This is a genomic window from Lederbergia ruris, assembly GCF_018332955.1.
In the GTDB taxonomy this organism is placed as follows: Bacteria; Bacillota; Bacilli; order Bacillales; family Bacillaceae_C; genus Lederbergia; species Lederbergia ruris.
Map to the genome: position 1 here is coordinate 1 of NZ_BORB01000017.1, position 19,960 is coordinate 19,960.

A 19,960-nucleotide genomic window follows, 5' to 3' on the forward strand; every position below is an offset into this window, starting at 1 on the left:
TCGTCTTTCGCAAATCACCACGCACACAGAGGCTCCATGTCAAGCCTTCAAATACACATTTAAATAAGTTTCGAAGCACAATGAAAAAAATTAACTTTTATGTGTCCTAAATATTGACGTAGATCCATATTGGCATAAATTATCATATTTTCATGTGCAGTTGGAAAATACTCTTCGTCCTGTCTACCACCTGGATTATGTACAACCGATATAACTCCCAATCTATTTGATTCTCCAAATATTTCATCTAATAATACACCTAAATAAAATAGTTCATTATCATCTATTGCTACAACAAATACCCCGTCTTCTCTAAGAAAATCTTTTGCTATTTCAACCCTATTCTTCATAAAAGTTAGCCAAGTAGAGTGATTAAATCGATTATTGTAATGAAAGGTTGTTGCTGCGCTTTTTGTATTATAAGGTGGATCGATATAAACCATCTTTACTTTCCCAGCGTATCTTTCTTTCAACGTATGTAATGCCAACAAATTATTTCCTTTAATAATCAAATTATCGTCTTCACTAAGGCTGTTTACTTCTCGTACACCATCTTGATCGTATTTTTTGGCGTTTACTAATATCTTCTTATCTAAAAGAACATCAATCTCTTCTTTCGCAATCACTTCATTTAAAAAAGGCTCGTCAGGTCTTAAATCATCTTTATCCGTATCTTCTTTCGACATACTTGCTTTTAAAATGGTGTCTTTATAAGGAAAATCTAATACGACATCAGTCGATTCATCGATAAACTTGCCGCCGGCAGTTAAGCCGATTTTTTTTGAGTACTTTGTAAACGAATCTTGCCAATACTCATCTGCTTCAAAGAGCTCGATTAACTTATTCGTTTGTAAAACCATATGACCGTTAATCGTGATGGTGAAGTTCTCTTTAATCGTTTCATTCTCAATAAATGCACCTAGTAAATCCTTATCGTAAGCGTCTAAATCTTGAATGACTTTACTTTTATTCAGTTGTCCTTCAATCATGTACTTTTCTCCGAACTGTTCCAACACTTCTTTAATTGCTTTATTAATTTTTGTTTTCATGACTTCCCCTCCATAAACATTAAAAGATTGATTTATGCTCCCTCTTCTTAAACGCTTCATAATTTAATTCAACAACATCTTTCAGTCTTGTACTTATCTCTTGGATTAACTGTTCAGCATCTTCTTTAATATCCCTGTAATCCCTATCTTCCTGTTTTTCATATGCATCAGCTGAATGAATTCCACCAAATGAAGGGTAATTACTCTGATGTTCTCTTTCCAGTCTAAAAATATTGTTGCTTAATAACCAATTTAAATCTCTAAAGATCTTTTTAATTATAGGTTTCGTCGTATTGTTCATTCTAGATAATAAATCCAATAAAAATAAAATAATATCACTGTTGTGTTCTTTATTCTCATCTGACAATAGTCCCTGAAGCAACGGTAAGTAATTCGTTTGGAAATGATAGTCATTCAATATTGGAAATTCATTTTTCAACATATGTGCAGATAATGTTTTTTCCTCATCTTCATGATTAATTAACTCTTCAAAATTAGGAATAATAAGCGCTGCCGTGTCTTTTAATCGATTAAAATCCCCCGGTTTATAATGCATTTCTTTTAAAACCTTTTCTAACTCAAAAAATTTTTCTTCGCTAATCACTTCATTTAAATGATAGTAATCAAATATATCTTGTAGATAATCAGCTATATCCCCATAAAGTATCCAGTTACTATCTACTCCTGTTTTTTCAGAAAGCAATTTTAAATTTTGAGAACTCGGTACATTAGCTCCTCTCTCCCAAGAACTAATGCTACTAATAGGCACATCTAATAATTGACTAAATTCTTTTAATGTCATTTGTTTTTCTTTTCTAATTTGCCGAATCCTTGAACCTATGCTTAGTTTGTTATATTCAAACATATTATCATTCCACTCCTTTATTACATTTTACATTTTTGTTTTACGTACTTTTATTACCATAAATATACCTTCTTCATACTTGTAATTCAAATATTGAGCAAAATAATACTTGAAAAACCAAAAATATATGGTATTATGAAAATAAAATTACGGTTTACGTAAATGTATAACGTAAACCAAAATTCAGGATTTAGGAGGTGAGAAAATGGCTGTCAATATTAAAGATCTGGTTGATGTTTCAAAACTGGGCAAAGAAATGTTATTGGTCGAAGCGCCTTCACCTTACACCCGATTTGTTGACGGCAAAAATACGGGTGAAATCGCGGGTTACAGGTACCCGGTCGTTTTGACTGAATACAATTGGGACAAAATTCAAGTCAAAATCGAAGGGCAAACGCCACAAATTAATCCAGAACAAATCAAAGACGGAAAGCCGATTAAAGTGACTTTTGAGAATCTAGAAGTCAACCCTTTTAGTCAAAACGGCAGAGTGGCGTTATCTTTTAAAGCTTCATCCATTTCTGTAGTGAAACAATAACCATCATGCTCTAGGTAAATGCATCTCCATTACCTAGAGCATGATGAAAGGAGGCTGGTACAGATGTTCAGATTGAAAAAGAAACATACTGTCACGTTTAAAAGACGAAGATTGCTCCATATCATTTATGCCTATTCTTTTATCGTTTTATTCTTCGTCACGATTTTTGTATTCGATCATTATTTACTCACGCGTTTTTCATATGAGATTGCTACTATATTTTATCTCATACCAATTATAGCATTCGCATCTCTCACTTTTTACCTTTTTTATACGAGTCGCTATTCATTCTCTAAAATCCAACAAATAAAAGCGAAACTTAGACACGTTATCCTTTTTAATCAATTGTATGTAACGGATAAAGATACCAATCCATACAAAGCCGTAACGTCCATGAAGTTTAAAATTTACTTTCAAAATCATTCATTAATCATTGAATCGTATCCAAACGGAGCGCCCTATACGTTACAACCGGATAGTCTGGCCAAGAAGCTTGAATCCGCTTTATCAATGAACTTAACAGATATAAAACATCGTTCACCTCATTTTGTCACATATGAATTTAGCGTAAATAAACCAGACCGCATTATCGTCAATAAAGCATTATTAAATGATTTTGATCCATTAACAATTCCTTTAGATTCCGAAAAAGATTGGAAGTTTACAAGTATTCCACACGCTTTAATCGCTGGAGCGACTGGTTCAGGAAAAACGTTTATGATTTATTATTTAATTTTGCAATTTGCCATTCGAGGGGCTGATATTTTCATATTAGATCCGAAAAGAAGCGATTTATCCAGTTTAAAATCTAACATTCCTAATGCTTTAAATCGAATTGCTAGCACTCCAGCAACGATGGCAAAAATATTAAGGGAAGCCAACGATGAAATGAATAAACGTTATGAGACGATGTTTAATAAAACCGATGTCGAATTGGGTAAAAATTATAATCATTATAACTTGAAACCGATCGTTATTGTTTTTGATGAAGTTGCCGCTGCAATGGAAGAAGACAAAAAAATCGCCAAAGAAATCGATTCATATTTAAAGCAACTCATTCTAAAAGGCAGGCAAGCGGGGATATTCATGATTTTAAGTACTCAAAAACCGAATGCAGAAGCTGTATCAACGGTCATACGTGATCAAATCGGATTAAGGATTGCTTTAGGACAACTATCGAAAAGTGGATATCGGATGACATTAGGTGACGAATGGGATGAATTGCCTTCAGCCGAAACCGGAACTGGAAAAGGATTCGTATTTTTAGATGGTGAAGGGTGGACTTTACCTAGACCCTTTGAAGCTCCGTATCTGAACTTTGAAGGATTAAATTATCGTCAAGAACTGTATTCAGCAATGATGAATAACAGATAGTTTGCTTCGTCGTATTCGACCGTAGAAAAGTGATGACTGCTACGTCAGTAGCAGAGTGGAACGGTCAAGCGGAGCGGTCACTTTTCTAACGGTCGAGAGCTTGAGCGAAGCGAAAGCTGTTAACTTGTTATATATGCAAATTTGAAGAGAAAAAGGTGGTGTTTAAACATGGAAAATTAAAGTATTACAATACAAAAATAATTGAAACCAGTTTTACAGAAGTATACGAGTATGAAGAAGTGACTGGCTATGGATTTACACGTCCATCAAATGAAACGAATAGGGAATATATAAAGTTTGAAGATGCTTCATACGAAGAGAAAAGTAAACGTGTGGAACGAATGAAGAAATATCATAGAAATGAGCGTTGGGAACTCGGTCGATTGATCGATGCAAACTTTGATCATCGAACTAGCTTTTTAACCTTAACATTTAAAGAAAATATAGATGATATTCAAAAAACGAATTATGAATTTAATAAATTTATAAAGAGATTGAATTATAAAATATATAAATCGAAAGAAGCAAAGTTAAAATATATTGGTGTGTGGGAGTTACAAAAAAGAGGAGCGATCCATTATCATATTGTTTTGTTTTCTGTACCTAAAATTCCTTATAAAGATTTGAAAGAAATCTGGCCACACGGGTCAGTGAATATAAAAAAGATTGATGTAGATCAAAGAGAAAATATCGGACGGTATATAAGTAAATATTTTGAAAAAAACATTGATGATCCGCAATTACTTGTAAAATTTATGAATAAAAAAAGAGTGTTTAAATCCAAAAACTTAAAGCAGCCCAAAGTTAGACTTGAATTAAACGAGGAATGGAAGACATTTTCAGATGACGAGGTTTTGTTCCAAAAAACGTACACAGGTTACAAAAAAGTCGGTGGAGGATACCAGGAATATCGTATTCGATACACAAAACTGAAGCATAGGAGTGATAATAAATGACACAACAAATTGATTACGATATTATACAGTCTATTAAGGACCAGTTAGAAATATATTTTAACAAAATGAATCCGCATCAAGAATGGCTCGATCTGAAATCAGCCGCTAAATATGCCAATGTCTCTTACAATACATTTATGAAATTTCGGCAAATGGGTTTAAAGGTTGCTGAAATTGATGGGGTAAAAAGGGTGAAAAAATCAGAGATAGACCGATTTTTACAAGAGCATAGTTTTTAGCGCATTGTGGGTTTATCTCATAAATGAGTATAATGGTTTATGAGGTAAACCCTCTTTTTAATCATTTGCCCCCGCAATTGATTAGAGGAGGTTTTACTAAGTGATTAAACAATACAAATTGAAAAATGGGGAGATTAGATATGAATTTCAAGTTTATTTAGGAACAGATGAAGCCACAGGAAAACAAATGCGAACAACTAGACGCGGTTTTAAAACGAAAAAAGAAGCGGAACTAGCATTGGCACGAATTAAATTACAAGTTGCAAGTGGCGAGTTTAGAAAAGAACGGGCAGAAACATTTAAAGAAGTTTATGAGTTGTGGTTACTTCAGTATGAAAACACTGTAGAACAAAGCACGTTTGTAAAAACGGTTAGCTTATTTGATAATCATATCCTTCCTAGCATTGGTGAATATAAAATTGAAAAAATTACGGTTGATATATGCCAGAAAGCTGTAAACGATTGGGCGAAAAAACTTAAAAACATTAGTAAGGTTAAAGCATATGCTTCTCGAGTATTTAACTTTGCTGTCAAACGTGATTTTGTTCAAAAAAACCCGTTTGATATAGTCGAGCTTCCAAGAAAAAGGAATAAACAATTACCTGATGAAACAGACGAAAAGAACTTTTACACTCGTGAACAATTAATTGAATTTCTTTCATGTTTGGAAAAAGAAACAAACGTGAAAGCATACGTGCTATTTCGTTTGCTCGCATTCAGTGGCATGAGAAAAGGAGAAGCGTTAGCGCTGACATGGCGCGACATAAACTTTAAAACAAAAGAAATACGCATTAACAAGGCGCTTTCTCGCGGGAAAAACAGTAAGCTTTATATCAAGTCAACAAAAACGAATGAAGCTCGAACGATAAAGATGGATGAAAAAACAATGGGCGTATTAAGGATGTGGAAAAAGAAACAGAAAGAAGATTATTTCAAGCTTGGTTTTAATACATCTAAACCATCTCAACTCGTTTTCAGCAATGAGAAGAATGAATTTATACAACCGTCAAAAACTCGTGAATGGATACTATACGTTCAAGAGAAGTACAATTTAAAGAAAGTGACGACACATGGTTTACGTCATACCCACTGTTCGCTTTTATTTGAAGCAGGTGCTACGTTAAAAGAAGTACAAGATCGGCTCGGTCATAGTGATATCAAAACAACAATGAACATTTACACACATGTTACAAAAAAAGCTCAAGAACAAGCCATACAAAAGTTTTCAAGCTATGTAAATCTGTAAAAAACGACAACATTTTGACTACGTATTTGACTACGTTTAAATGAAGTAAATTGAAATTCCATGAAAAAAAAAAGCATCAAATTCCTTTCATATCAAGGAGTTTGACACTTAATAAAAATCATTGAAACTGTATGGTGGAGCATAGCAGGATCCATTACTAGATTTTGCTTTTGATCATACAACATTGCACCAAACTTCACATTTGCATGCGTTTGCTTTAAATAATTGCGAAGCTTAGCATCAATTTTCAATTCTGCATCTCGATACTGTTTGTCTAAATCCGTTTGCACAAAGAAATCTTGAATATGAACAACTGGTGTCGTATAAAGATAAACATCTCTAAAAATACCGCTTAAACGCCAAAAGTCTTGATCTTCAAGCCAGCTAGCGTCACTCCAACGGTAAACTTCAACAGCTACTTTATTTTCACCAGCCTTTAAATAAGGAGTGAGATCAAACTCAGCTGGTGTGAACGTATCCTCACTATAACCAACAAAATCTCCATTCACCCAAATATAAAAGGCCGACTCCACACCCGCAAAGTGAATATAAACAGGTTGACCTTGCCATTGTTCCGGAAGAGTAAAAGTTTGAATATATTGTCCCACTGGATTATATTTCGTTGGGGCAAAAGGTGCCTGAATTTCTTCGGTATCACTCCAAGGATAGCGTACATTTGTATACTGCGGGTAATCATATCCTTCTAATTGCCAATGAGCAGGGACTTTAATCGTATCCCAATGGCTACTATCAAAATCGGCCTTATAAAAATCTAAATTCCTTGTTTCGGGAGTTTCAGAGAAAGAAAACTTCCATTGTCCGTTCAATGATTGATAGTTTTTAGAAGCATCACGTTTCCCCTGTAAGGCCTCTTCCACGGTATCGAACGGCATTAAAGTAGCATGAGCCTCACATCGATTCAACTGAAAAATCTCTGGATTATTATTCCACTCAGGATAACCATTTTTCGGTGGAGTGTAATGAAATTTCTCTACGTTTTTTAACACATTCCAACCCTTCTTTCTTATTTAATTTAACTTACTTAACTGACCCCATCATACCAGCCACAAAATGTTTTTGCATTAGGAAAAATACTAATGCAGTGGGAAGTGTTGCAATGACAATCGCCATCATAATAACACCGTAGTCAGGGGTATATCCTGATCCCAAGTTAGAAATAAGGAGCGGGATCGTTTGATTTTCAGGTGATTGTAAAACAACTAATGGCCATAGATAATTATTCCAGCTATTCATAAAGGTAATAATTGCAGCAGCAGCATACGCCGTTTTCATAGAAGGCATAAAGATTCGGAAAAAGACGCCTAATTCCGACAATCCGTCCATTCTTCCGGCTTCTACCAACTCCTTCGCAAACATTTTTGTGTTTTGTCGAAAGAAAAAGATAAGGAAGGCAGTTGTGATCGTTGGTAAAGCAGCCGCAGCTAATGTATCAATGCCAATAAATGGAATCGTGGATGAAATACTTCCAAACATACGATATAAGGGAACCATTAAGGCTGCAAATGGAATCATCATCGATAATAAAAGAATGTTAAAAACAATATTCTTCTTTTTGCTTCGATAAATTTCAAAGCCATAACCTGCTATAGAACCAATGAGCAGCGCTAGAACGGTGGTAGCAATGGCGATAATCGCAGAATTAGTTAGAGCCGTTCCCATGTCAGCAGTATCAAATAAATTTCTTGTATTTTCAAAAAGGTGACCCCCTGGAAGCAAACGACCTTGCGTCACATCGCTCGATTTATTCGTTGCACTAATGATCATCCATAAAAAGGGAAAAATGGAGATAAATGCAGCTATCGATAAGAAAACATACGCAAACACTCTTTTAAATGTAGTCAATTTCGATCACCTGCCGTTTTAAATTGTAGAGCTGAGAATATGACAATAAGGATCACAATCACAAAGGAAACAGCTGCCGCATAGCCAAAATCAGGCGTATATTTAAAGGATAAATTATAAATATACTGAGAGATGGAGACCGTCGCATTGCCTGGTCCACCTTTGGTGATATTCATAATTTCATCGAATAATTGCAATGTTCCAATCGTTGACGTAATCGATGTAAATAAAATAATCGGTTTTAAGGCTGGAACGGTAATTTTGGTAAAGACCTGAAAGGCATTCGCCCCATCCATTTTCGCAGCTTCATAGATCGATTGATCGATATTTTGTAAACCAGATAAATAGAAAATCATATTATATCCCGTCCAACGCCATGTGATGGCAATAATAATCGTCACTTTCGCTAGTAGTGGATCTGTTAACCACTGAATCGGCTCTGATATAAGTGAAATATTCAGCAAAAATTGGTTAATAATGCCATCTTGGCCAAACAAGTATTTAAAGATAATGGAATACGCAACAAGTGAAGTGACGGCAGGTAAAAAAATCGCTGTCCGGAAGAACCCTTTCAATTTTAATTTCGGATCGTTTAGTAATACTGAAAAAATTAACGCTAAAACGATCATGATCGGCACTTGAAAAATCAAATAAATAAATGTATTTTTAAGGGCGGCAATAAAGGTCGGATCATTAAATAATCGCGTGTAATTATCTACCCCAACGAACTCTAGATTATTCCCCATCCCTGATTTAAAAGATAAAATAAACGCTTGTACCATTGGATAAAAATAAAACAAGACGATGAAAAAAGTGGCTACTAAAACAAACGACCAACCAATCGTATTATTTTTAAACTTACTGCTCATTATTCTCACTCCTTACTGAAGGAAACAATAGAATCTTATTTTCAGGAGGCAGGGACATAACAAAAATGCTATACTTCAAAGACGAACAATGCATTACCTTAGCGGAGGAAATATACGTAGACTCCTGCGGGAAGTGAGAGTTCGGCAAGACCCCGGAAGGCGAAGCCTGAGGAGGCTTGACACTCGCCCGCGGAAAGCGAAGTATATTTCCGGAGCGGGTTATACGCACGCTAGTAGTTCGGCTTTTTCTTAAGCAAAAAAACTTTTGTCCCAGCCTCCTGAAATGCTGTCCATTTATTTTAGTTGTGCTTCCGCTTGTTTTTGAGCATTATTAAGCACTTCATCAATATCTTGTCCATTCAAGTAATTTTGCATTTCAGCAACAAGAATGTCCTCAATCGCATAAGTGTGCATACCATAATTTACTTCTGGGATTTCTTCCATCCATTTGGAGAAATCGGAAACTGTCTTTTGACCGCTAAAATATTCATCTTCCGTTTTATACGCGTCCCCCTCAGCCGCAGGTATATACGTGCCAATCGCACCAACCTCGGAAACAAGATCTTGATAAAAGTCCGCATTAGATCCGAATGTATTAGCAAGGAATTCAGCTGCTTTTTCTTTTCCATCAATATTTAAAACATAGAAAGAACTTCCGCCTAAGTTTGAAGCATTTACAGCATTTGGTACATTCAATCTCGGAATTGGAACAACGGCCCATTTACCAGATTGTGATTCTTCTGCTTTTATGCTAGGTGTAATCCAATTACCTTGAGCAACTGCGGCTACATCTCCACCGTTAAATCCAGCAAGCATTTGACTCCAATCTGAATGAATCCCGGCAACCCCTTCATCAAGCATTGTTTTATAGACTCGAAACGCATCGGCTAGAGCGGCATTTCCTCCAAGATTCGGGGTTGTACCATCCTCTTTCAAATACCATTCTCCTGCAGTTTGAATCATCATGCGAATGGTTCCTAAATCATTAGGATCCACTGTTAACATTGGCTTTCCGGTTTTCTCTTTTACTTTCTTACCCATTTCGATAAACTCATCCCAAGTAATGTTCGTAAAGTCATCAACACTATAACCCGCTTCATCCAACATATCTGTTCTTACATATAAACCCGCCACACCTGTATCAAATGGTAAACCGTAAATTTTTCCATCTAAACTTGCGGATTCAATTTTGTATTTTGCGAAGTCATCTGAATTAAAATAGTCCGATAAATCGTAAAAGGCATCTGGATAAGCTTGTAAAAAGCTTTGAGCACGATAATCTTCAATTAATACAAGATTTGGCATCCCTTTCATTGTTCCGGAACTTAGACCTGTGTTTAATTTTGATACAATGTCCGGTTGCGCATTTTCAATAATATTAAGTTTGACCTCTTCTTCACCGGAGTATTTCTCTTCCGCAAGTTTAAGTGCAGCAATGTTAAATTTGGGATCCCATGCCCATGCAGTAATGGTATTAGGATCTTTTTTCCCGTCCCCCTCTGACTCTTTTCCTTCTTTGGAGCCGGAACTACATGCGGCTAACACGAGGATACTTGCAATAAGAATAAATAAAATCTTCTTCATCTTCTAAACCTCCTATTAATTGAAAACGATTACTTCAATTAAAATTTTAGCATGCACAAAAAAAGACCGTTAGAACGATCTTTAGATAAAGCTTTGACTTTATTTCGGTCTTTTGTAAGCGGATACCAACTAATTGTATTTTATTTAGGGATTTGTATTATTTTTAGATTCCTTTATAGGGAGATAAATTCTAACTCGCGTTCCTTTTCCTATGGCGCTCTCCACCTCCACCCCGTATTGCTCCCCATATAGAAGTTGAATCCGTTCTTGAACATTGTGAATGCCAATGCCAGAAAAGAAATGGCGTTTTCCCTTCGATTTTGGCAGATCGCCCCCAGACTCTATTTGCATCCCATCTCCATTATCGACGACTTCACAAAGCAATACTCCCTCGCTTTGAGAAATAAGCAGTTGAATATACCCCTCTTTCTTTTGATTGAAAGCATGAAAAAAGGCGTTTTCTATAAATGGTTGAATCATCAACTTTGGAATTTCATACTCCAAACAATCAGGAGAAACAAAATAATGCACCTTTATACCATCACCATAACGCATTTGATTAATATAGACATAATTTTTCAGATTATTTAATTCCTGCTTCACTGTGTTCGTTTCACTAATATTCCCAATCGTGTTTTGAAGTAAAGATATTAATGCGTTGATCGTTTGGGTCGATTTTTCTCGGTCCCCCTGTTGCACCATAAATTTAACGGATGCCAATGTATTATATAAAAAATGCGGATTAATTTGCTGTTGTAGGGCTTCTAATTCTGCATTCCTTTGTTTCTTTTGTGTGACCATTAATTGTTCCACATACTCATGGAGTTCATCCAACATATAATTAAATGATTGGGCAAGTTGTTTTGTTTCATAACTACCTGTTTCCGTTACGTAAAAGTCAAAATTGCTTTTACTCATATTGGAAATTTGCTTCACTAGCCCTGACAATGACTTCGTTATGCTACGAGAAATGAGAAAAACAATACATAATGTAAGCATCACGATACTCGCACTAATTAAGACAATGGTTTTCTTGTCCACTAAATTCTTTTGTACATTTTCACGATCGATCAAATTAATAAGATACATATCAAATGTTGGCAAATATCTAGAGAACAACAAATAATCTTTGTTGAATACATTGATTTGTTTTACTTTCAAATCATGATTCTCAATCTCTTTTACCTGTTTTAATAAATCAGCTTCTTTTTGACCAACCAAAGCCCGTTTATTACTTGAAACAATTCTTCCAGATTGATCCATCAGATACACATCATTTCCATTTCCTGTGTATCTTGAATACATCTGCCTAAAGTCATCTTCTTGCAGAGATATATAAATAACTCCATAGATCTGGTTCATAGAACGATCCAACAATGCTTTTGATACAACGATGGAAGGTTCTAAAGAATGATCTGGGTTCTCAGGAGCATATTGATACAGGATTTGTTTTGGATGTTCATAAGCATTTAATGTGATGGGATGTTGCCGCAATGTGGCTTCCGAGACAGGCCATTTCACATTATTGGTGGAGAATAACCGCCCATTCTCTCCCATGATCACAATATTAGCCCCATTATGATTCACTAAAGAATCATAATAGTCCATTTGCTGTTTAATCTTAAAAGTAGCCTTTGCCAAATTAATCGGCTCTGTATTTTTATCTGTCAAAAAACTTTTAACGGTTCCGCTTTGTTGGGCTTGATGGATCACCGAAGCGGTCGAATAGCTATAACTTTCAAAATTAGTTGTAATTTGTTCTACTACTTTTGAATTGGTAATGCTAAATTGGTCTATGAATAGCTTTTCAGACATTTGAATCATGGCGAATGTGATACAGATCGAAACCGCCACAATGCTCGTCACCATGACAAGAAACATTTTAAAAAACAAACTGTTTCTTTTAAACTTGCCTATATAATTTTTCATCATGTTCATCCATTCCTAAACATATGCCAACTTAGAAATTCGACATCCTTTTTATCAGACCTTTTAAACACCTTATACAAGCCGGCTTTTTCTATATTTACTCGGTGACATTCCTGTCATCTTTTTGAACACTTTACAAAAATAACTATGATCTGAATAGCCAACATAGCCGCTGATTTCTGATATGGAAACATGTTTGTTTTCCAAATAAGACTTTGCTTTCTCAATACGAATTTGATTAAGGTATTCATTAAACCCAATACCATAATGCTGACTAAAATAAGTCGATAAATAGGATGGATTAAAATGGAAATGCTCGGCTAAATCGGCAAGACTGATCGGTTCGTTATAATGTTGATCAATATAGCTTAGTAATTGCGGCATATTGGATTGACTTTGATCGTTCATTTGCGAAGAAATCAGGTCCTGAACTTCTTCTAGAAATGAGTATAAATAACCTTTTACCCTCTCCACATTGTCCGCTTCGTTAATCATCGCAAAATATTGATATCTGTCTTGTTGCATTTCATTCATATCGAACTTCATGCCTTCTAAAAGGATCGTAATATTGAAGATAATATTCCCAAAGATCGCTTTCAATTCATGTTCTTTCACAGTGTATTGCTGAGCCATATATTCAATATATTGATTTAAATCTTCGAAAGCCTTATCAAAATCACGGCGCTTAAATACATCGATGAAATGATTCAACTCAAAGCTACTTTCTTCTGTAAGCCTTGGCAATTCTTTCAGCATTAAAAAGTTTCGATTTGGAAAATAAAATTGATAGTCTCTTAAGCGTTTCAGTCCATCTTCATAATGCTTTTGCAATTGAATCATATCTTCAAATGGCTCCCCAAGTAACCAAATTGTTTGGGCTGACCTTCTTGCCACCTCTTTGATTGTGGTAACAAGCGATGAAAATTCTCCCTTATCCATATTAATGATATATGAGAAACTGCAATCTTCTAACAAAATGGGATAATAGATAAAGCCTTCTAATATAGAGGGCAGTTGTTCCAGGATATGCTTTTTCATTTTTTGAGTATCCTGCTCTAATTTAAGGTCGATCCCCATTAAGCAAAAATGACTTTTCGGAAAAGACTCATATTCTAATTGTTTTTGATTCACAGGTTCATAACCAGCCATTAAATGCCGGATCCATTCTTCCATCGTTGTAAGCGATTGTTTAGACAAACCTAAATCAAAATTGGGCAATCGATGCAATGCTTGTTTGAGAGCCTTTAATAACTCCGAACCTTCTAATTTAGGTTTCAGAATATAATCAGCCACACCGCTTTGAAAAGTCGAACGCACATAATCAAAGTCACTGAAGCTACTTAAAATAATGACTTCAATCTCTGGATATTCCTCTTTCACCTTTTTGGTCAGTTCGATTCCATCCATAATCGGCATGACAATATCTGTAATCACAATATGGGGATTTTCCTTTTCTATAATGGCGAGTGCCTCCTCGCCATTAGAAGCCTCTCCAATCATTGTAAATCCTTCTTCTTCCCAGTTCACATAATGCTTAATGCCTTGCCTAATTAACACTTCGTCATCAACAATCAGTACCTTACATCGTCCTTGCTCGATCATTTTATATCCTCTTCCTTGTTGTAAAGGTAACCATATTATATCATTGCTTTTTAAGAGACTTCTAATTAGACGAATAACCCCCTCTTTCATTGTCCTGCTCAATCTTTCGAGCAAGACATAAAAGAGGAGGTATTTTTACCACTCCGTATGGAAAGTTCCTTCTTGATCAATCCGTTCATATGTGTGTGCACCGAAATAATCTCGCTGAGCTTGGATGAGGTTAGCTCCACTTTCAGATGAACGATAACCATCATAAAAGGACAAAGCTGCACTGAAGCATGGTAAAGATAGGCCATTTTCAAAACCTTTGATGACAATCTTCCTTAAGGAGGACTCAAATTGATTCGCTCTTTCCATAAAGAAGGGAGTTAATAATAGATTGGTGACCTCAGGGTTTTCCCTATACGCGTCACTAATATCATTGAGGAAGTCTGCTCTTATAATACATCCTCCTCGGAAAATTAAGGCAATCTCACCTAAATCTAACTCCCAACCTTTCTGGCTAGAAGCTGATTTATATTGATAAAACCCTTGGGCATAAGCACAGATTTTCCCCATATATAAAGCTTTTTTAACGAATTGAATCCAGGCTTCCTTATCCAATGCACCTGCTTCAAACTTTGGTCCATTTAAATGCTTTTCCGCATAGATCCTTTCCTCTTTTAAAGAAGATAAGTAGCGAGCGAATACGGACTCTGTCAGAATAGAAGATGGTACACCTCTATCTAATGCATCTTGGCTTGTCCATTTTCCTGTCCCTTTCTGACCAGCTTTGTCTAAAATCACATCAACCATTGGCTTTCCTGTTTCCTCGTCCACTTTGGTTAGAATCTCAGCCGTAATTTCCATTAGATAACTTTTTAATTCTGTTTCATCCCAAGACTGGAATACTGTTGCAATCTCTTGAACCGTTAAACCAAGGATTTTACGCAAAAACAGGTACGCTTCTGTAATCAGTTGCATGTCCGCATATTCAATTCCATTATGCACCATTTTTACATAATGACCAGATCCTTCAGGGCCAATATAAGTGCAACATGGTTTACCGTCGACTTTTGCGGCGATTTTTTCCAAAATCGGGGCGACCTGTTGATAGGCATTAGGATTACCACTAGGCATAAGCGCGGGACCATGCAAAGCTCCTTCTGCTCCTCCTGATACCCCGACACTAATAAAATGAATCCCTTGTTCTTCTAATTGCTGGTATCTCCGATTGGAATTGTGGAAATCCGAATTTCCCCCATCCATAATGATATCGCCTGGGTCTAATAAAGGGACAAGCGATTGAATCACCGAATCGACAATCGGCCCAGCCGTCACCATTATAAATATTTTACGTGGTTTTTCTAGTGAATCAATAAAACTTTCCAATTCAAAATAAGGAGATACCTCTGGGTGAGAATATCCATCCATAAAAGCATCCGTTAAATCTCGAGTATAATTAAAAATGGCTACACGCTCTCCATTATGGAGCATATTCTTAGCCAAATTCGCTCCCATAACACCTAAACCATAAACACCTATTGTATTTTTCACTTTTCGTTCCATCCTTTATAAATTTGTGTCCTCCAGGACGTAGGTCACAAAGGAGTAGCGTTTTCGAGATTCCCTGACTTTTCGTACATCCAACTCCGTTTTGGATCTATGGTTTCGGGGATTTCTCGACTTTTCGTGCATCCAACTCACCTTTGGATCTACGTTTTCGAGGGGATCTACTCTTTTCGTGCATCCAACTCACCTTTGGATCTACGTTTTCAAGGGGATCTACTCTTTTCGTGCATCCAACTCCACTTTGGATCTACGTTTTCAAGAAGCTTTCGACTTTTCGTACATCCAACGCCGTTTTGGATCTATGTTTTCAAGAAGCTTTCGACTTTTTGTGCATCCAACTCACCTTTGGATCTATGTTTTCAAGGATCTCTCGACTTTTCGTACATCCAACTCACCTTTGGATCCACGTTGTTGTCACGAATTTAGCCTTTGATCCTCACTTTTTAAACAAACAAATTTATCACCATTACACCGACTAAACCGACAATCGAAATAATTGTTTCAAGAAATGTCCAGGTTGCAAAGGTTTCCTTCAAATTTAACCCGAAGAATTCCTTGAACATCCAAAATCCTGCATCATTGACATGAGAAGCGATTAGGCTACCAGAACCTGTCGCAAGCACCATCAAAGCAGGGTCCACACCTGTTCCTTGCATTAACGGAATGACGAGTCCGGCTGTCGTTAGGGCCGCAACGGTTGCAGAACCAAGCGCAATTCTTAAAATAGCCGCAATGATCCAAGCTAATAATAATGGGGACATATGACTACCTTCAAAAAGGGTTGCGACCGCATCCCCGACACCACCATCAATCAAAACTTGTTTTAATACACCGCCACCCCCGATAATTAAGAGCATCATCCCAATCGCCTTGATCGATTCTTCCGCAGATTGCATCACTTGCTTCATCGGAATATTCCTCTTTATGCCCATGGAATAAACAGCGATCAAAACAGAAATTAATAAAGCGGTCGTCGGTTGTCCAATTAAATGAATAATTCTAAACAACACATGATCAGATACATGTCCAAGGTCTTGAATTAAATCCACGATCGTGGAAATGGCCATTAAAAGAACTGGAAAAAGGGATGTTAACACACTAATACCAAATCCAGGTGTATCCTCAATATCAAATGTTTTAACTTTTCCCAAGGAATCAAGATTCCCCTCTTTTTCAAAAGAAGCTGGGATGATTTTTCGAATTATTTTTGTAAATAGAGGCCCGGCAATGATGACCGCTGGTATGGAAATGATGATCCCATAGATTAAAACCATGCCAATATTCGCCTCATATTGCTGGGCAATCACAGTTGGACCTGGATGAGGTGGTAAAAATCCATGTGTCACCGATAAGGCGGTTGCCATTGGAATCCCTAAGTATAACGGAGAAACTTTTAATTCTTTTGCGATTTGAAAAATAATCGGGATTAATAATACGAGCCCAACTTCAAAAAATAAGGCAATCCCGATAATAAAAGAAGCAATCACAACCGCCCATTGGATCTTCTTTTCTCCAAATTTGTCAATTAAAGTCACAGCAATGCGCTGGGCTCCTCCCGCATCTGCTACCAATCTTCCAAGTATCGCACCAAACCCGAAGATTAACGCAATGCTTCCGAGAGTTCCTCCCATCCCACCTTCAATCGATTCCACAATTTGGTCTAGTGGCATCCCTAATGCCAAGGCTACAAGGAAAGCTGTTATAATAAGCGAGATAAATGTGTTCAGCTTCAGCTTCGTAATCAAGAGTAATAAAACGATCACTCCCAATGCCACAATAAAAAGTGGAAGTAAATGTTCCATGTTGTCTTCTCCTCTCTGTTATAGACTGTTATTCATTATTGTTATTTCTCGTTTGATATTGAGCAATTTTCTCGTACTCTCCTAACATGGCACGAGAAATACTAATAAAAATCGGCATTAATTGTTCATATTCTTTTGTGTGCTCTGGAATCGGAGTGTGCTTATGGCTTGTTCCGACGAATTCTTCCACCACATCAAACGAATCAATTTCTCCCAAAGCATATAATCCTAATAGGCAAGCACCAAGGCAAGACGACTCATAACTTTCTGGAATCACCACTTCGCGATCAAAAATATCAGCCAGCATTTGTCTCCATAAAGCCGATTTGGCAAATCCACCCGTTGCTTTTAACGATGTCACAGGCTCGTCCATCACTTCGACTAGCGCTAAAAAGACGGAATACAGATTAAAAATAACCCCCTCTAAAGCAGCCCGTATCATATGTTCTTTTTTATGGCTTAATGTTAAGCCCATAAAAGATCCGCGGACATTGGCATTCCATAGCGGCGCTCTTTCACCTGATAAAAACGGATGGAATAATAAGCCGTTTGCACCTGGTTGGACACGGCTCGCAATTTGTGTAAGCACATCATATGTATCCATCCCTAAACGTTTTGCTGTTTCCACTTCACTTGCAGCTAGCTCATCACGAATCCACCGGAAAATCATGCCGCCATTATTGACAGGGCCGCCAATCACCCAGTGATCTTCTGTCAAGGCATAGCAAAAAATCCGCTCTTTCGGATCTGTCTGCGGTTTCGGAATCACCGTCCGGATCGCGCCACTCGTTCCAATCGTTACGGCGACTTCTCCTTTTTTTAACGCGTTTACACCAATGTTGGATAGAACGCCATCACTCGCCCCAATCACAAACTTGGTTTCTAGCAAAATGTTCATTTTCTCCGCATATTTTTGGTCACATCCGGTTATAATTTCCTTTGTCGAAACAAGGCGTGATAATTTTTCGGCTGAAATTCCTGCTACTTTTAAAGCTTCTTGATCCCATTCCAATGACTGGAGGTCCATCATTCCCATACAAGAGGCAATCGAGTGATCGACCATATATTGGTTAAAAAGTTTGTAAAAAACATATTCTTTAATCCCGATATACTTTTTTGTTTTCCGAGAAATTTCCGGGCAATCCTGTTCAAGCCAAGTAATTTTGCAAAGCGGTGACATCGGATGGATCGGTGTTCCTGTTCTCCGATAGATTTCATGACCATTCCATTCTTCGTTTATCTTCTTTACCCATTTAGCACTGCGATTATCAGCCCAAGTGATACAATTTGTTAGCGGTTGATTATTTTCATCCATTGCAATCACACTGTGCATGGCACTACTGAAGGAAATAAACGATAAATTTTTCGGCTCAATGGCTGATTTTTTCATCACGTTCCCAACCGTTAATAGGACCGCTGCAAAAATTTCTTCTGGATTTTGTTCGGCTGTCTCACTATCAGGTGTATATAGTTCATATCCATTGTTTTCTATGGCTAGTATTTCACCTGTTTCGCGATACAATACTGCCTTTGTACTTGTTGTACCTATGTCCACACCGATCATATATTTATTCTTATTCATGATACATACTCGCTCTCTTTAGAAATATAGGGTTACTCCATAAATCATCTGATTGTTTGTGTACATCATTAAAATTTTTATAAAAAGCTTCATCCACTAATTGCTCATCTTTATTTTCGATTGCCTGAATGAGTAATTCATGATTTTCAATGACTCGGTTAAAATCGGCTTTATTTTCTTCCATTCGATGCCGCATCGATAATAAAATCAGGCATTCCATAATCGGGCGCAAATTAGACCAGAGAATTTCAATATGACGGTGTTGGATAAATGTGATGATCTTCTCATGAAACTCGATATCCCTAAATGAAAATTCATCGGCATCATGGTATTTAACTGCGACTTTCATCATTTCTAAAATTTTATATAAATCATGAATCAATGAAGCCGTTTCAGACTTCAGCAATTTTTTAAATACAAAGGACTCAATGATAATCCGAATATCATAAATTTCATCTATATCTTGCTCCGATAAGCCAATGACCTTAGCACCCATTCGTTTTAGTTGAACCAAGCCTTCTTTTTCTAGTAGCTTGAGCGCATCACGAATTGGCGATCGGCTCATATTATATTCCTGAGATAATTTATTTTCGGAAAGGATCGCTCCCTCATGAATATCCTTAGAAATAATTCTCATCCTTAGATCCGCCATCACCCGTTCACCCATTGAGGATTCCGTTAATCTATTTTCCGGATAGAACCTTTTCATACCTTCACCTTCTTCTTGTATATCTGTATACAAGTATACTAACATAATGATTTTAAATTGTATATTCGTTTGAGGCTTGATTATTTTACGATATAAGACACAAAAAAAAGAGCCCGGAAGACCAAGCCCTTGCTCACTTTGGTGTAAGTACAATTTCAGATATTTCTAACACGAGGATGATTATAACTTCTGAATATTCTCC

The 19,960-nt window shown here is 36.6% G+C and carries 16 protein-coding genes and 1 pseudogene; 5 read left to right on the plus strand and 12 right to left on the minus strand.

Features of this window, described 5'->3' with window-relative positions; translation table 11 throughout:
* Positions 1-59 precede the first annotated feature (59 nt).
* Positions 60-1,049, minus strand: coding sequence for a site-specific DNA-methyltransferase (locus KI363_RS11110; protein ID WP_246516836.1), 990 nt, complete (start codon positions 1,047-1,049; stop codon positions 60-62).
* Positions 1,050-1,068: 19 nt separating this feature from the next.
* On the minus strand, positions 1,069-1,914 hold the full coding sequence (locus KI363_RS11115) for a helix-turn-helix domain-containing protein (RefSeq protein ID WP_212966343.1): 846 nt from the start codon (positions 1,912-1,914) through the stop codon (positions 1,069-1,071).
* Positions 1,915-2,119: 205 nt separating this feature from the next.
* Between KI363_RS11115 and KI363_RS11120 the strand changes: the two genes are divergently transcribed.
* The 5 genes from KI363_RS11120 to KI363_RS11140 all read left to right on the plus strand — a co-directional run bounded on the left by KI363_RS11120 (position 2,120) and on the right by KI363_RS11140 (position 6,267).
* Entirely contained in the window at positions 2,120-2,452 is a 333-nt protein-coding gene (locus KI363_RS11120) for a hypothetical protein (RefSeq protein WP_212966344.1), read from the plus strand.
* Between the two features lie 63 nt (positions 2,453-2,515).
* On the plus strand, positions 2,516-3,826 hold the full coding sequence (locus KI363_RS11125) for an FtsK/SpoIIIE domain-containing protein (protein WP_212966345.1): 1,311 nt from the start codon (positions 2,516-2,518) through the stop codon (positions 3,824-3,826).
* Positions 3,827-3,984: 158 nt separating this feature from the next.
* On the plus strand, positions 3,985-4,782 hold the full coding sequence (locus KI363_RS11130) for a rolling circle replication-associated protein (RefSeq protein WP_212966346.1): 798 nt from the start codon (positions 3,985-3,987) through the stop codon (positions 4,780-4,782).
* The gene (locus KI363_RS11135; protein WP_206093770.1) at positions 4,779-5,021 is read left to right on the plus strand and encodes a helix-turn-helix domain-containing protein; all 243 of its coding nucleotides are present in this window, start codon (positions 4,779-4,781) and stop codon (positions 5,019-5,021) included. The genes KI363_RS11130 and KI363_RS11135 overlap by 4 nt, the downstream gene beginning before the upstream one ends.
* Before the next feature lie 100 nt (positions 5,022-5,121).
* Complete coding sequence (locus tag KI363_RS11140) at positions 5,122-6,267, plus strand: site-specific integrase (RefSeq protein ID WP_246516837.1); 1,146 nt, start codon at positions 5,122-5,124, stop codon at positions 6,265-6,267.
* 140 nt (positions 6,268-6,407) lie between these two features.
* Here the strand turns inward: KI363_RS11140 and KI363_RS11145 are convergent.
* From KI363_RS11145 to KI363_RS11190, 10 genes and pseudogenes are all read right to left on the minus strand, one after another.
* Positions 6,408-7,274, minus strand: a pseudogene (locus tag KI363_RS11145) (sugar-binding domain-containing protein); the annotation flags it as partial.
* A gap of 31 nt (positions 7,275-7,305) precedes the next feature.
* Positions 7,306-8,130, minus strand: coding sequence for a carbohydrate ABC transporter permease (locus KI363_RS11150; protein WP_212966348.1), 825 nt, complete (start codon positions 8,128-8,130; stop codon positions 7,306-7,308).
* Entirely contained in the window at positions 8,127-8,999 is an 873-nt protein-coding gene (locus KI363_RS11155) for a carbohydrate ABC transporter permease (RefSeq protein ID WP_212966349.1), read from the minus strand. Before KI363_RS11155 ends, KI363_RS11150 begins: the two co-directional genes overlap by 4 nt.
* Before the next feature lie 294 nt (positions 9,000-9,293).
* Positions 9,294-10,583 (minus strand): ABC transporter substrate-binding protein, encoded by a 1,290-nt coding sequence (locus KI363_RS11160; RefSeq protein WP_212966350.1) that lies wholly within the window; start codon positions 10,581-10,583, stop codon positions 9,294-9,296.
* A 144-nt stretch (positions 10,584-10,727) separates the two neighbouring features.
* Positions 10,728-12,515, minus strand: coding sequence for a cache domain-containing sensor histidine kinase (locus tag KI363_RS11165; protein ID WP_246516838.1), 1,788 nt, complete (start codon positions 12,513-12,515; stop codon positions 10,728-10,730).
* A gap of 69 nt (positions 12,516-12,584) precedes the next feature.
* Positions 12,585-14,114, minus strand: coding sequence for a response regulator transcription factor (locus tag KI363_RS11170; RefSeq protein ID WP_212966351.1), 1,530 nt, complete (start codon positions 14,112-14,114; stop codon positions 12,585-12,587).
* Between the two features lie 135 nt (positions 14,115-14,249).
* Positions 14,250-15,650, minus strand: coding sequence for a decarboxylating NADP(+)-dependent phosphogluconate dehydrogenase (gene gnd, locus KI363_RS11175; RefSeq protein WP_212966352.1), 1,401 nt, complete (start codon positions 15,648-15,650; stop codon positions 14,250-14,252).
* A gap of 458 nt (positions 15,651-16,108) precedes the next feature.
* Positions 16,109-17,467 (minus strand): gluconate:H+ symporter, encoded by a 1,359-nt coding sequence (locus KI363_RS11180; protein ID WP_158321725.1) that lies wholly within the window; start codon positions 17,465-17,467, stop codon positions 16,109-16,111.
* Positions 17,468-17,495: 28 nt separating this feature from the next.
* Complete coding sequence (gene gntK, locus KI363_RS11185) at positions 17,496-19,031, minus strand: gluconokinase (protein ID WP_158321801.1); 1,536 nt, start codon at positions 19,029-19,031, stop codon at positions 17,496-17,498.
* A gap of 10 nt (positions 19,032-19,041) precedes the next feature.
* Positions 19,042-19,758: a GntR family transcriptional regulator gene (locus KI363_RS11190; protein WP_158321726.1), complete on the minus strand. Its 717-nt coding sequence runs from the start codon at positions 19,756-19,758 to the stop codon at positions 19,042-19,044.
* Positions 19,759-19,960 lie beyond the last annotated feature (202 nt).